Here is a 12891-nt window from a genome sequence, read left to right on the forward strand (position 1 = left end):
GTCTCCCTCTCGCTTCAGGCTGTAAATCGAGCGGCAGATTAAAGACTTATCCCTGAAGCTCAAGGCCGGTGATGCAAATGAGGGGGAAGGGCGCAAGGCAACGCACTGAAGCGGGGGCGCCGAAGGGGGCGCTGAACTGGTGCAGCGTGCCTGCAAATGGCGCTGGAAAGTGTGGTGCCCCTGGCCCGAATCGAACGGGCACTCCCTCACGGGAAACGGATTTTGAATCCGTCGCGTCTACCAGTTCCGCCACAGGGGCAGCGTCCTTGGAGCCGCGACTATATCCAGACTGGCTTTGCCGTCAATCCACTGTCCGGGGCTTTCCCCGCTCCAATTGGCAATTGCCTGCTGCAGCGCAAAAATATCCGCTGCGGCACCCCGTTCCCCCGATGACAAAAGCTCCGGCGGCGGCTATGCAGAATGCCATTATGCTGAGAAAACTTTACGACTGGACACTGTCCCTCGCTTCTGGCCCGCGCGCACCGCACGCGCTGGGAGCGGTCTCATTCATTGAAAGCTCGTTCTTTCCGATTCCCCCGGATCTGCTGCTGATCCCCATGGTGGTCGCGAACCGGCGCAAGGCCTGGTTCTACGCGGCCTTGGCCACGGTCATGTCGGTGCTGGGCGGCATCTTCGGCTACCTGATCGGTGCTTTCCTGTTTCATCAGGTTGCAGCGCCCATCCTGTCCTTCTACGGCTACATGGACAAGTTTGACCGCTTCAGCGAGATCTTCAACGCTTGGGGCTGGTGGTTCGTGTTCATCGCAGGCCTGACACCCTTCCCCTACAAGGTCATCACCATTGCTGCCGGTGTTACGGGCCTATCCATGCCGGTCTTTGTCATCGCCAGCATCGTGTCACGCGGCATGCGCTTCTTTGCGGTTGCTGCGCTGCTCTATTTCTTCGGGGAACCGATCCGCAACTTCATCGAGAAGCGCCTTGGCCTCGTGTTCACGGTATTTGTGATTCTGCTTGTTGGCGGCTTCGCTGCTATCAAGCTGCTGTGATATCGCGTGAGGATCTGAAATGACGTCGCTTCAGCGGGCCAGGGCGGCCAATCTGCTTCTGCTTCTGGGGGGCACGGCTGCCATTGCTGCGGCCTGGGGCTTCCAACTGATCGGCGGATATCTGCCCTGCAAGCTGTGCCTCGAGCAGCGCGTGCCCTATTATGTGGGGCTGCCGCTGGGTGTTCTGGCGCTGCTGGCTCTCCTGACCCGCCGTACCGGCATTGCCACGGTGCTGCTGCTTCTCGTGGCGGTGGTCTTTGTCTATGGGGCCGGGCTTGGCGCCTATCAGGCCGGGGCCGAATGGGGCTTCTGGATGGGGCCGTCCGACTGCGGCGGTGGCGGTGCCACGCCCAAGTCTGCGGCCAACATGCTGCAGGCGCTGCAGAACACCCGCGTTGTCTCCTGCACGGAAGCCAGCTGGCGCATGCTCGGCCTGTCCTTTGCGGGCTGGAACATGGTGGCCTCCGCAGGTGTTGCCGTTCTGGCGCTCTTTGCAGGCTATCAGGCCCGCAAGGGCTGAGAGGGGACACGGCCATGGGTGAGCGGGAACGGCGGGCAAAAGCCAGGGAAGACGAAGCCAGACGGGCCCTGTCGCGCGTCCAGGCCGAGAGCGAAACCATCCTGGGCTCCGCCACCAGCCGCATGGCCAGCCATGCCCAGCGTCATTTCGGCGCCGCCGACAAGAACCAGAACGACCGGATCGAGGTCTGGGGCACGCGCATCGGCCGCATGGCCGGCCTGCTGTTTGCGGTTGGGCTGGTCATCTATCTGGTCAGCGCCTATCTGATGTGAACTGCAAGTTCACAAGGGGCGATTTGATGAGTGACCGGACAGGGGCGCCAGACCCGCAGATTGCAGCCATCGCGGCCATGGTGGCTCCGGGGCTGGATGCTTTCGAAATCATCGCCCGTCAGGCCTATGCGCAGCTTCCCGAAGAGTTTCAGGCGCTTTGCGAGGGCGTGCTGATCACGGTCGCCGATTTCGCCGATGAGGAAATGCTGGAGAGCGTCGGCCTCGAGGACCCGTTTGAACTGATGGGCTTGTTTCAGGGCATTGGTCTTGCGCAGGGCGGCGACTTCTTCCACACCGGCCAGCATCCGAACCGGGTCTGGCTGTTCCGCCGTCCCATTCTCGATTACTGGGCCGAGCACGAGGAACAGCTGGGTGATGTGGTGACCCATGTTCTGGTGCATGAGATCGGCCATCACTTCGGCCTGTCGGATGAGGATATGGAAGCAATCGAGGCCGCAGCGGGTTGACCCGCGCGGCCTCGTTGTGCTTGTCCTGTGCCGGGCACGAAGCCCGGCATTACAGTCTCACTTGTCTTCGGTCTTGGCGCGCTCGATCGCCTCGACGATCAGCTGACGCGCCCTGTCCGGGCCTTCGATGCCGGTGACCTTGACCCACTTGCCGGGCTCCAGATCCTTGTAGTGCTCGAAGAAGTGCTTCACCTGCTCCATGGTGATCGCCGGCAGATCGTCGACCGACTTCACGTTCTCATAGCGGCGGGTCAGCTTGGTGCTGGGAACGGCGATGATCTTCTCATCCTGGCCGCTCTCGTCTTCCATCATCAGCACGCCGATCGGACGGCAGCTCATGATGGCGCCGGGGATGATCGGGCGCTGGTTGATGACCACGACGTCGATGGGGTCGCCATCGCCGCACAGGGTGTGGGGCACGAAGCCATAGTTCCCCGGATAACGCATCGGGGTGTAGAGGAAGCGGTCCACGTACATGGCACCGGCTGCCTTGTCCATCTCGTATTTGATCGGCTCGCCGCCGACCGGAACTTCGATGATGACGTTGATGTCTTCCGGCGGGTTCTTGCCGATCGGCACCGCATCAATACGCATGAGCTTGCTCCTTGAGTTGCTGCGCAGGTCTATTGCAGGGACCGCGCCGCGAAGCAAGGGGCAAGTGTGATAGAGCGTTGAAATCCGGGCTTTCCGGTGCCGCTGGGTGACAGATCCGGCGGGCGCGTTTCAGCGCTCCGTCTCGTGCCAGCAATAGATGGACAGCTCCAGCCGCTTGCCGCCCGTCTGGTGCCAGGAGCGGCCGGTCAGCACACCGCCAAGGGCGGCATAGAAGCCGCAGGCCGGTTCATTGTCCGTCAGGACGCGCACCGCAAGGCCCTTGAGACCGCGCCGCTCCAGACAGGTTCTGACGCTGGCAAACAATCTGCGGCCAAAGCCGAGGCCCTGATACTCCGGCTTGAGATAAAGCTCGTAGAGCTCTCCGGCGCAGCCGGTGCCCCGCATGCGGCAGGGGCCATAGCTGGCATAGCCTGCCACCTCGCCCGCGACTTCCAGGACTTCGATCTCGACACCCTTGTCGATGGCATCATGCCACCAGCCGCCGCTGCGGCGGGCGACAAAGCGCTCCAGGTCCAGCCCGTCGAGCATGCCCCGGTAGGCAAGGCGCCACGCCTGCGCATGCACGGCCGCAAGGCTGGCCGTGTCATCATGTCTTGCGGGGCGCAGTTCCACGAGGCTCGTCGTCATGGGCAGATGATAGCCGGACGGAAGGTAAACGGGAAGCGGGCAATGAAAGGGGACCGGCTGATCTGCCGTTGCGGCAAATGAAAAGGGCCAGCACGAGTGCTGGCCCTTCAGGTGCCCGTTCGAATGTACTTCAGCACTCAACCTGATCAGCTCCGTTCCGGGGGGCTGGGGGGCTAATGCGTACCGGAACCAGAACCGTTCAGGCCGAACGGGTATGATCATAAGATGGTGGGTCAACGTGGCTTGTGAAGGGCTCAATTGAGGCAAAAGCAAGGTATCTTTTCAGCATTCCTGCGGCCCCGGAACCCTGTCATCCGCAGGCTTGCCAGTGCGCCCCGCAAGGGGCATCATGACAACTCAATGACATATCCTCGCCGGCAGGCATCAGCAGGTCTGATTCCGCTGCAAGGTTGACGGGAGGTGGCATGAGCGAGAGCGAAGCAGACGCAGCCGGACAGCCGCAGGGCGTTCCTCATGAAATGTCTGTCCGGCCGGACAGTCCGCCCGGTTCCAGTGCCCAGTCGGCCGTTCCGCAGATCCCGGCGAAACCCGTCGTTGCCTTTGACCGGAGAGAGCTCGACCAGATCCTGCGCATCTATGGCCGCATGGTCGCGGATGGAGAGTGGCGGGACTATGCCATCGACCTGATGAAGGACCGGGCCGTCTTCTCCGTCTTCCGCCGCAGCAGCGAAATGCCGCTTTACCGGATCGAGAAGGACCCGAAGCTTGCCCGCCGCCAGGGCGCCTACAGCGTGGTGGCGACGGGCGGCATGGTGCTCAAGCGCGGGCCCGAGCTGGCATCTGTTCTCAAGGTCTTTGAAAAGAAGCGCCATCTGCGGCTGGTGGATGCCTGAGCCGAGGCAGACCGTATTCCAGCAACGCAGAAAGGCCTCCGGACGGTCTCGTCCGGAGGCCTTTCTTCCAGCTTTTCTGAAGTCTTAGAAGCGCAGGCTCAGTTCGGCGTTGACCGAATGGGACTGGGCGTTGCGGCGCAGTTCGCCGCCGTAGGACAGCTTGCCGGTCAGCTTCTGGCTGGCATTGGTGGCGGCAACACCAAGGTTGAGCCGCCCGATATCGCGGCCGAGATCGGGAGCTGCGCTGTTGATGGAGCGGCCCAGCATCTGAACATTCCGGCCGGCGGCCACAGGGCCCAGGGCGCGGGCATAGGCGATGTCCATCATCGGCGTCACGCTGTAGCTGCCCAGTGCGATGGGCGTGGCCGACAGGCGCAGGCCAACGCCGGTTTCCGAGCCCGTTGAGGTGGTGCTGCGCAGGCTGACGTTGAACACGTCGGCGCCTGTTTCGTTGCCCGATCCGAGCCACTGATGGCGGACGCGGCCGTGCACATAGGGGCGTGCCAGAAGGCCCTCGGTCTCGAAGGTCATGCCGATACGTGCAGAGGCAGACAGGCCGAGATCCGTGGTCTTCGTCTGGCCATTGACGGCCAGGCTGGTGCCTGAACCGGTGATGTTGTTGCGGTCGAGCGTATTCTCGAAGCGCGAGAAGCTGGACGCGGCTTCGAGGAAATAGCGGTCATAGGTATAGCCGCCATAGATCAGGGCATGGAGGCCGCTGATACGGGCCCGGTCACCGCCGCCATGCATGGACGAGGTGCTGAAGCCGCCGGCTGCACCAAGACGCAGGTTCTCGGTTGCGATGAACTCACCGCCCACCAGAAGGCCCGCGCTGCGGCTGGTGGAGGAGGCGGAGGTGGAGGTGCCGTCCATCAGGCTGACGCCCGCCAGCGACTGCACCCAGAAGCGGCGGCTCGCTTCGCTGGGCGCTGCCCCATTGGTAGAAACGGCAACAGCAGGCCCCGCCGGATCCAGCAGTGCGCTGGCACGCTGCTCGGTGATGCCCATGACCTGGTTGACGGCCTGCGTCTGCACCTGTGCGGTCTGTGAGAAGGATGACACCTTTCTGACGTCATTCGTGCTCGTCAGCCGGTCGAGGTTGAGCAGACCCCAGCCGTATTGCCTGTCGATACCGGCTGCGCCGATATCCGAGGCGGTCAGCAGCACGAGACGGGCCAGCTGCTCCGGCGTGGCGTTGGGGTACATCTGCTGGGCGATAGCCAGCGCACCCGTGACGTGCGGCGTGGCCATCGATGTCCCGGAGAAGCGCACATAACCACCGGTGTTGGCCGTGGAGTAGATGCCGTCATTGTCCTGATCGTCACCGCCGCCGGGCGCTGCCAGACACCACATCATCGTGACGCCGCAGTGATTGGAATAGGCAGGCGAGGTGCCATCGCGGCCCACGGAGGTCACTGCAATCCAGTTGGGTGTCAGTTCCGGGTAGAGATAGGGCATGGCGGCCTGAACACCGGCATCGGTTGCCCCGTCATTGCCGGTTGCCCAGACAAGCACTGCGCCCCGGCGCGCAGCTTCACGTGCCGCTGCCAGAAGTTCGGCATCGTCCTCTTCGAAGGACGCCCGGTCGGCTGCCAGATCGCCTGAGGGCACATAGACGTAGCTGCCCCAGGAATTGTTGAAGATCCGGATGCCGTTGTTGAGGCCATATTCGAGCACCCGGGCGGCGTATTCGTTCTCGATCTTGCCATCGTCATCCATGATGGCGAGGTTCACGAGCTTGGCCCCCGGTGCAACGCCCATCATGCCGAAACCGTTGGCTGATGCACCGATGATCCCGGCCACATGGGTGCCGTGGCCGTCGGCATCGGTGAAGGTCGCCATTTCTTCAAAGCCATTGAAGTTCAGGCCACTGAGGTTGGCGATCAGGTCCGGATGGCTGGCGAGAATGCCCGTATCAAGGACGCCAACCGTGACGCCGGCCCCGGTGTAGCCACGGGAATGCGCGATCGGGGCGCCGGTCATCAGCAGCCCCCACTGGGCATCATATTCGTTGACCGGCACAAGTGGTGCCGCCTGCAAAGCTGCCGCGCCAAAGAAGAGGGTGGATGCTGCCGTGGCACCGAGAAGTGCGGCACGCAGAAAATGTAAGTGTGTACGCATGTCAGCCCTGAAAACCGCTTAAACTGTCTTTGTATCTCTCAAGATTGAACATCGTGCAATCAACGTCCGGTGATGGTAGTTTTTGGGTTGATCTGAAAACAAAAAGGGCGCGGAGGTGATCCGCGCCCTTGCTGTATCTTGTCTGCCTTGCGCTTATTCGCGGTTGCCGAACAGCTGCAGCAGCATGACGAAGAGGTTGATGAAGTCAAGGTAGAGGCGCAGGGCACCCATGATCGACTTCTTGGTGGCCACTTCGCCAGTGTCACCCTCGTAGTACATTTCCTTGATCTGCTGGGTGTCATAGGCGGTGAGGCCTGCGAACACCAGCACGCCGATCACCGAGACAGCGAACTGCAGGGCGGAGGACGCCAGGAAGATGTTGACCACCGAGGCGATGATGATGCCGATCAGGCCCATCACCAGGAACGAGCCCCAGCCCGACAGGTCCTTCTTGGTGGTGTAGCCGTAGAGGCTCAGCGCACCGAAGGAAGCTGCGGTGATGAAGAACACGCGTGCGATCGATCCGCCCGTGTAGACAAGGAAGATCGAGGACAGGGACGCACCCATGAGGGCGGCATAGACCCAGAAGCTGACCTGCGCGGTCGAGGCGCTCATGGACTGGATGCGCATGGAGAGGAAGAGCACCATGCCTATCGGAGCCAGCATAATCAGCCACTTCAGCGGCGAGGCATAGAGCGCATAGCCAAGCTGCGAGAGCATCGTGCCATTGCCGAGAACGGCAGCGGCGGCTGCCGGATCAGTGGTCGTCGCAAACTGGGCAAGGCCCAGGGCGATGAATCCAGTGATGGCAAGACCGATGGTCATGTAGTTGTAGACGCCCAGCATATAAGAGCGCAGGCCCTGGTCAATGCCGGCATCGGCGTAGCGGCCGGCGACCGCGTACGGTGCTTCATTTTTCCGGTCGAACGTCGACATGTATTGTTTCCCCTTCATGGTTACGCGGGAGGGACACTCCCAAACCGCCTCGACGGACTAGTCCGTTTGCAGAAGAATATGGGCGGGGTTCCGCCATCGCACAAGGGCAAATGGTCCAAAAAATGCTGCTGCGAAGATTACAAAATCTCCACCTTGTGCCGCTGGCGCCCGTCAGAGGGCGCCAGCATTGCGTCTTTTCCGGTCACAGATTGCGCAGCACGGGGGCAGGTTTCTTGCCCAGCACGCGCCATGTGCCGATGAGGCCGAAGCCGACGGTCAGCACCAGCGCAGCAAGGGCGGCCGTAACAGCGGTGCCTGGCAGCAGTGTGAAGGACCCGTTCATCACCTGCGTGATCACGAACCAGGCGGCAATGGACCCGGCCAACACTGCAAAGACCGCCGTGCCGAGGCCGAGCATCGCATATTCCATCGCATAGGCGCCGGTCAGCCGGGCGCGGGTGGCGCCCAGCGTCTTGAGGATCACCGCGTCATAGATGCGGCTGCGGTTTCCGGCCGCCAGCGCTCCGGCCAGCACCAGAATGCTGGAGATGAGCGTGATGGCGGAGGCGGCCCGGATGGCGACGGCGAGCTGGGCGACAAGATCATTGATCTGCGCCAGTGCATCCTTGACGCGGATGGCCGTCACGGTGGGGAAGGCGGAGGAAACCGATTTCAGCAGAGACAACTCCCGCTCGGCCGGCGCATCCGGGTCCCAGGTTACGGTCATCAGGAAGGCGTGCGGGGCGCCGGCGAAGGTGTTGGAAGAGAACACCATGACGAAATTGATGGCGAGCGATTCCCATTCCACCTTGCGGGTGTTGGCGATCTTCGCGGTGATTTCCCGGCCCAGCACATTGACGGTGATCCGGTCGCCGACGGCCAGCCCCAACTCGGTTGCCAGTTCATCATCGAAGGAGACCAGCGGCTCGCCGCTGTAGCCCTCCGGCCACCACTCCCCTTTCATCAGCGTGGAATTGGCCGGGAGGCTGTCCTGATAGGTGATGCCCCGGTCGCCGCGCAGCACCCAGGCGGCACTGGCCGGCGGGGTGATCTGGTTGACCGGCACATCCTTGAGGCTGACGAGCCGCCCGCGCAGCATGGGTACGCTCTGGATCTTCGCGTCCCCGGCGTCCTGCTGCAGCAGGGTGGCGAAGGCGTCGCGTTCGGTGCTCTGGATGTCGATGAAGAAGAAGCTCGGGGCCTTCTCGGCAATCGTCGCCGTCAGCTCCCGGCGCAGGTTGCCGTCGATGAGGGCCAGCGACACCAGCAGGGTGAGGCCAAGGCCGAGCGACAGCACCACAGAAGAGGTGAGCGCGCCCGGCCGGTGGATGTTGGCAATGGCGAGCCTGAGGCCGGTGGAGCGCACCTGCGGCGCCTTGCGGGCGGCAAGCATCATCAGCCGCGCCACCCCGCCCAGCAGCAGGAAGGAAGCGGTGGACGCAACCACATAGATCGAGGCAATGCGCCGGTCTTCGGCGAGGAAGATGGCGATTGCGGCCAGCGACAGGGCGGCGATCAGCGTTGCGGCCAGATAGCGCTTGCGCGGCCAGACCTTGGCGCCCGTCACCTGATCGCGGAACAGGGCTGTCGGCGGCACGTCATGGGCGCGGCCCAGCGGCCAGATGGCAAAGGCCAGCGCCGTCAGCATGCCATAGACCAGGCCGAGCCCAAGCTCCGCCGGGTAGACGGACACCGCCAGTTTTACAGGCAGAAGGCCGGAAATGGCCCCGGCTGCCGCGAAGGGGATGATGGCACCCGCCACAAGGCCGATGGCGATGCCGATGGCGGCAATGATCATCATCTGGATCAGATAGATGCGGAAGACGAGATCATTGCTGGCGCCAAGGCACTTGAAGCTGGCGATCACCTCGCGCTTGCTTTCAAGGAATGCCCTCACCGCATTGGCAACGCCGACGCCGCCGACGACCAGCGCGGTGAGGCCCACCAGCGTCAGAAACTGGGTGAAACGCTCTATGTTGCGCTCCAGCCCCGGTGAGGCACTGGCGCGGGACTGGATGCGCCAGCCTGCCTGCGGGAATTTCTCACGCGATTGCTCGATGAGGCGGATGATGCCTTCATCCGTCGTGCTGGATGGCAGCTTCACCATGTAGGACCAGGTGACGAGGCTGCCGGGCTGGACGAGCGCCGTCTCAGGCAGTGCCGCTTCGCTCAGCATCAGGCGCGGGCCGAATTCCAGCCCGCCGGAGAGCTTGTCCGGTTCGGTGGCGATGACGCCGGTGAGGGTGACGGTGGCGCGGCCGATGGAGAGCTTGTCGCCGGTTTCAAGCCCGAGGCGGGCGAGCAGCGAGGCATCGGCGACGGCGCCGAAGCTGCCATCCGGCTGGCGGCCCATGGCCTCGGCAGGATTGATGCCGCCTGCAAGTGAAAGAGTACCGTAGAGGGGATACGCGCCATCGACGGATTTCAGCTCGACAAGCGCCTGATCGCTGCCGTCGGTCTTGCGGGCCATGGCGCGCAGGGTCGCGGTGCGGGTGACTTCGCCAAGGCTCTGCACATAGGCATATTCGGCGGCATCGGCCTCGCGGTGGACGAGGCGGAAGGACATGTCGCCGCCGAGGATCGCCTGTCCCTCGTTGGAAATGCCTTCCGTCAGCGCCCGCGATACCGAGGCAACGCCCGCGATGGCGGCAACGCCAAGGGCGATGCAGGCGATGAAGATGTAAAAGCCCTTCAAACCGCCGCGCAGCTCGCGCAGGGCAAAGCGGAAGGCGAGGGCGAGCGAACTGTTGCCGCCTGACGGGGCCGGGGCAAAGGCCGTCATGCGCGGGCCTCCGCCGGAGAGGCGTGATGCTCCTCCTCCACCTGGCCGGAGCGCATGCGCACCACCCGGTCGCAGCGTTCGGCCAGCGCCGGGTCATGGGTCACCAGCACCAGCGTGGTGCGGCGGCGGGCAATGGCCGAGAACATCAGCTCGACGATCTGCTCGCCGGTTGCAGCATCGAGGTTGCCGGTCGGCTCGTCGGCGATGAGGATTTCCGGCTCCACCACCAGCGCCCGTGCGACGGCCACGCGCTGCTGCTCGCCGCCGGACATCTGCGCCGGATAGTGGGAGAGGCGGTGGCCGAGGCCCACGGCTTCAAGTTCCGCGCGGGCCTTGTCGAAGGCCTTGGGGTCGCCGGCAAGCTCCAGCGGCACGGCGACATTTTCCAGCGCCGTCATGTTGGGCACGAGATGGAAGGACTGGAAGATGATGCCGACATTGCGGCCGCGGAAGCGCGCAAGCTGATCCTCGCTCAGCGGCGTCAGCTCGGAGCCTGCAACGATGACCGAGCCCTTGTCGGCCCGCTCCAGCCCGGCCATCACCATCAGCAGGGTGGACTTGCCGGAGCCCGATGGGCCAACCAGACCCGTGGAGCTGCCGGCCTCGATTTCCAGATCGACACCTTTGAGAATGTGAACCCGGCCTGCGCCGTCTCCGAGGCTGAGGTGAACTCCCTTGAGCGCAATGGCTGGTCCAGTCGTCATGTGTGACCCTATATAGGTTGGGTGCCTGGATGGGATCTGAGCGGTGCCGCTGCCGTTTCACTGCGGTGCCAGCCCATCGGGCAACAAAAAGTATGGTCCCGCAGCCTGCGGGTTTCCGGTGCATATGGGGCCCTGTCACGGAGTGATCCAGACCGCCATGTTCAAGTTTGTGTATCTGTTTGTCGCAATTGCGGTGTCTGCAAGCCTTTCTTCCGGCCATGCGCTTGCCAATGACGCAGCTGTGAAGATTGTTGTCCTCGGGGACAGCCTGTCGGCCGGCTATCAGCTCGCTCCCGATGAGGCCTTTCCGGTGCAGCTGGAAAAGGCGCTGAAGGAAAAGGGTGAGAACGTCACCGTGATCAACGCGGGTGTCTCCGGTGACACCTCCTCCGGCGGCCTGTCGCGGCTCGACTGGTCGGTGCCGCCGGATGCGGATGCGGTGATCGTGGAACTGGGCGCCAATGATGCCCTGCGCGGCATTGATCCGGCCGCCACCCGCAAGAATATCGAGGCCATCGTCTCCCGCCTGCGGGAGCGGGGTGTCGAGGTGCTGGTGGCCGGCATGATGGCGCCGCGCAATCTGGGCGAGGACTATGCCGCCGCCTTCGACCCGATCTTCGCGGATGTGGCCGGGGCGCATGATGCGCTGCTCTATCCGTTTTTCCTCGAAGGCGTGGCGATGAAGCCGGAACTCAATCTGGCTGACGGCATGCACCCTACGGGGGAGGGGGTTTCGGTCATCGTTGCCAATGTGCTACCTCTCGTGCAGGATCTCGTTGCCCGCGCCCGGCAGAAATAACCTTCTGCCCCGCCGGGTCCCGCCTTTCGCGGCTTGCCGCGCCTGCCACATTGTCTTGAACAACGTCTTGAACAAAGACCTTTCGAAACACGAGGGATGTTCCGATGGATCAACGCCGTCTTGGCCGCACGGATATCATGGTCAGCTCAATCTGCCTTGGCACCATGACCTTTGGCGAGCAGAACACGGAAGCTGAAGGCCACGCCCAGCTCGACTATGCGCTGGACCATGGCGTCAACTTCTTCGACACTGCCGAGATGTATCCGATCCCGCCCAGCGGCGAGACGCAGGGGCGGACCGAGCGCATCATAGGCACCTGGCTGAAGGCGCGCGGCAACCGGGACAAGATCGTTCTGGCCACCAAGGTAGCGGGCCGTTCGGACAGCACCTACTACCGCAAGTCCGGTGAGGAAGTCCGCCTGACCCGCCCGCAGATCCGTGAGGCGATCGAGCGCAGCCTGAACAACCTGCAGACCGACTATGTCGATCTCTATCAGGTGCACTGGCCCGACCGCACGGTCCCCGGCTTCGGCTCCAACCCCACCCGCTGGAATGATCCGGCGCCTGCTGCGGACGAGACGCCGATTGCCGAAACGCTGGCGGCGCTGACTGAACTCGTCAAGGAAGGCAAGGTTCGGCACATCGGCCTGTCGAACGAAAGCGCCTGGGGCACGATGACCTATCTGAAGCTGGCGGAGACCGAAGGCCTTGCCCGGCCGGTGTCGATCCAGAATGCCTACAACATGCTGAACCGCACCTTCGAGACGGGGCTGGCGGAAGTTTCCTTGCGCGAGGACGTCGGTCTGCTCGGTTATTCGCCGCTGGCACAAGGCACGCTGACGGGCAAGTATCTGGATGGTGCGCTGCCGGCCGGATCGCGCAAGCAGCTCTACAACCGTCTGCAGCGCTATGAGAAGCCGGGCGCGGAAGAGGCGATCCTTGCCTATGTGGAACTGGCCCGGTCGGCCGGCATGGATCCGGCGCAGCTCGCCATCGCCTTCCCGCTGACCCGCAGCTTCATGACCTCGGTGATCATCGGTGCCACCTCCATGGCGCAGTTGCAGGTGGCCATCGGCGCGGCGGATGTGAAGCTTTCGCCGGAGCTGATCGGCAAGATCGACCTGCTGCACCAGATGCATGGCAACACGTCGCCCTGATTTGTGTGGTGGCTGCCGCAAGGGCAGGAT

Annotated in this window: 13 protein-coding genes and 1 tRNA gene; 7 read left to right on the top strand and 7 right to left on the bottom strand. The window is 63.4% G+C overall.

Annotation, left to right across the window (positions count from 1 at the left end):
- Nucleotides 1–172 precede the first annotated feature (172 nt).
- A tRNA-Leu gene (locus H163_RS0118105) sits at nt 173–259 on the bottom strand.
- 169 nt (nt 260–428) lie between these two features.
- On the opposite strand from H163_RS0118105, the gene H163_RS0118110 reads away from it, so the two are divergent.
- Genes H163_RS0118110 through H163_RS0118125 form a run of 4 tightly spaced genes read left to right on the top strand, consistent with a single transcriptional unit; the run spans nt 429 to nt 2266 of the window.
- Nucleotides 429–1007 (top strand): YqaA family protein, encoded by a 579-nt coding sequence (locus H163_RS0118110; RefSeq protein WP_026356024.1) that lies wholly within the window; start codon nt 429–431, stop codon nt 1005–1007.
- Nucleotides 1008–1026: 19 nt separating this feature from the next.
- Nucleotides 1027–1527, top strand: a complete 501-nt coding sequence (locus H163_RS0118115; protein ID WP_019966034.1) for a disulfide bond formation protein B — start codon at nt 1027–1029, stop codon at nt 1525–1527.
- A gap of 14 nt (nt 1528–1541) precedes the next feature.
- Nucleotides 1542–1799 (top strand): hypothetical protein, encoded by a 258-nt coding sequence (locus tag H163_RS0118120; protein ID WP_019966035.1) that lies wholly within the window; start codon nt 1542–1544, stop codon nt 1797–1799.
- A 26-nt stretch (nt 1800–1825) separates the two neighbouring features.
- Nucleotides 1826–2266: a metallopeptidase family protein gene (locus H163_RS0118125; protein WP_019966036.1), complete on the top strand. Its 441-nt coding sequence runs from the start codon at nt 1826–1828 to the stop codon at nt 2264–2266.
- 57 nt (nt 2267–2323) lie between these two features.
- On the opposite strand, the gene ppa is transcribed toward H163_RS0118125, so the two are convergent.
- Together ppa and H163_RS0118135 are read right to left on the bottom strand one after the other, a co-directional pair.
- The gene (gene ppa / locus H163_RS0118130; RefSeq protein WP_019966037.1) at nt 2324–2860 is read right to left on the bottom strand and encodes an inorganic diphosphatase; all 537 of its coding nucleotides are present in this window, start codon (nt 2858–2860) and stop codon (nt 2324–2326) included.
- Nucleotides 2861–2989: 129 nt separating this feature from the next.
- Nucleotides 2990–3508 (bottom strand): GNAT family N-acetyltransferase, encoded by a 519-nt coding sequence (locus tag H163_RS0118135; protein ID WP_019966038.1) that lies wholly within the window; start codon nt 3506–3508, stop codon nt 2990–2992.
- A gap of 425 nt (nt 3509–3933) precedes the next feature.
- Here H163_RS0118135 and H163_RS0118140 point away from each other — a divergent pair, with 425 nt between their 5' ends.
- Complete coding sequence (locus tag H163_RS0118140; RefSeq protein WP_019966039.1) at nt 3934–4362, top strand: DUF2794 domain-containing protein; 429 nt, start codon at nt 3934–3936, stop codon at nt 4360–4362.
- Between the two features lie 84 nt (nt 4363–4446).
- Here the strand turns inward: H163_RS0118140 and H163_RS0118145 are convergent, their stop codons facing one another.
- From H163_RS0118145 to H163_RS0118160, 4 genes are all read right to left on the bottom strand, one after another.
- The gene (locus H163_RS0118145; protein WP_019966040.1) at nt 4447–6483 is read right to left on the bottom strand and encodes a S8 family peptidase; all 2037 of its coding nucleotides are present in this window, start codon (nt 6481–6483) and stop codon (nt 4447–4449) included.
- A gap of 153 nt (nt 6484–6636) precedes the next feature.
- Nucleotides 6637–7419 (bottom strand): Bax inhibitor-1/YccA family protein, encoded by a 783-nt coding sequence (locus tag H163_RS0118150; RefSeq protein ID WP_019966041.1) that lies wholly within the window; start codon nt 7417–7419, stop codon nt 6637–6639.
- Nucleotides 7420–7621: 202 nt separating this feature from the next.
- Complete coding sequence (locus H163_RS0118155) at nt 7622–10201, bottom strand: ABC transporter permease (RefSeq protein WP_019966042.1); 2580 nt, start codon at nt 10199–10201, stop codon at nt 7622–7624.
- Entirely contained in the window at nt 10198–10905 is a 708-nt protein-coding gene (locus H163_RS0118160) for an ABC transporter ATP-binding protein (RefSeq protein ID WP_019966043.1), read from the bottom strand. Before H163_RS0118160 ends, H163_RS0118155 begins: the two co-directional genes overlap by 4 nt.
- 157 nt (nt 10906–11062) lie before the next feature.
- On the opposite strand from H163_RS0118160, the gene H163_RS0118165 reads away from it, so the two are divergent.
- Both H163_RS0118165 and H163_RS0118170 read left to right on the top strand, forming a co-directional pair.
- A complete protein-coding gene (locus tag H163_RS0118165; protein ID WP_081626056.1) occupies nt 11063–11704 on the top strand; it encodes an arylesterase in 642 nt (213 codons plus the stop codon).
- Between the two features lie 104 nt (nt 11705–11808).
- On the top strand, nt 11809–12861 hold the full coding sequence (locus H163_RS0118170) for an aldo/keto reductase (protein WP_019966045.1): 1053 nt from the start codon (nt 11809–11811) through the stop codon (nt 12859–12861).
- Nucleotides 12862–12891: the final 30 nt, after the last annotated feature.

This window comes from Pannonibacter phragmitetus DSM 14782 (genome assembly GCF_000382365.1).
GTDB lineage: Bacteria > Pseudomonadota > Alphaproteobacteria > Rhizobiales > Stappiaceae > Pannonibacter > Pannonibacter phragmitetus.

What these genes read in the sequence shown, in the direction of transcription:
- H163_RS0118110 (WP_026356024.1), top strand. Translation starts at nt 429, where the DNA reads ATGCTGAGAAAACTTTACGACTGGACACTGTCCCTCGCTTCTGGCCCG.
- H163_RS0118115 (WP_019966034.1), top strand. Translation starts at nt 1,027, where the DNA reads ATGACGTCGCTTCAGCGGGCCAGGGCGGCCAATCTGCTTCTGCTTCTG.
- H163_RS0118120 (WP_019966035.1), top strand. Translation starts at nt 1,542, where the DNA reads ATGGGTGAGCGGGAACGGCGGGCAAAAGCCAGGGAAGACGAAGCCAGA.
- H163_RS0118125 (WP_019966036.1), top strand. Translation starts at nt 1,826, where the DNA reads ATGAGTGACCGGACAGGGGCGCCAGACCCGCAGATTGCAGCCATCGCG.
- ppa (WP_019966037.1), bottom strand. Translation starts at nt 2,860, where the DNA reads ATGCGTATTGATGCGGTGCCGATCGGCAAGAACCCGCCGGAAGACATC.
- H163_RS0118135 (WP_019966038.1), bottom strand. Translation starts at nt 3,508, where the DNA reads ATGACGACGAGCCTCGTGGAACTGCGCCCCGCAAGACATGATGACACG.
- H163_RS0118140 (WP_019966039.1), top strand. Translation starts at nt 3,934, where the DNA reads ATGAGCGAGAGCGAAGCAGACGCAGCCGGACAGCCGCAGGGCGTTCCT.
- H163_RS0118145 (WP_019966040.1), bottom strand. Translation starts at nt 6,483, where the DNA reads ATGCGTACACACTTACATTTTCTGCGTGCCGCACTTCTCGGTGCCACG.
- H163_RS0118150 (WP_019966041.1), bottom strand. Translation starts at nt 7,419, where the DNA reads ATGTCGACGTTCGACCGGAAAAATGAAGCACCGTACGCGGTCGCCGGC.
- H163_RS0118155 (WP_019966042.1), bottom strand. Translation starts at nt 10,201, where the DNA reads ATGACGGCCTTTGCCCCGGCCCCGTCAGGCGGCAACAGTTCGCTCGCC.
- H163_RS0118160 (WP_019966043.1), bottom strand. Translation starts at nt 10,905, where the DNA reads ATGACGACTGGACCAGCCATTGCGCTCAAGGGAGTTCACCTCAGCCTC.
- H163_RS0118165 (WP_081626056.1), top strand. Translation starts at nt 11,063, where the DNA reads ATGTTCAAGTTTGTGTATCTGTTTGTCGCAATTGCGGTGTCTGCAAGC.
- H163_RS0118170 (WP_019966045.1), top strand. Translation starts at nt 11,809, where the DNA reads ATGGATCAACGCCGTCTTGGCCGCACGGATATCATGGTCAGCTCAATC.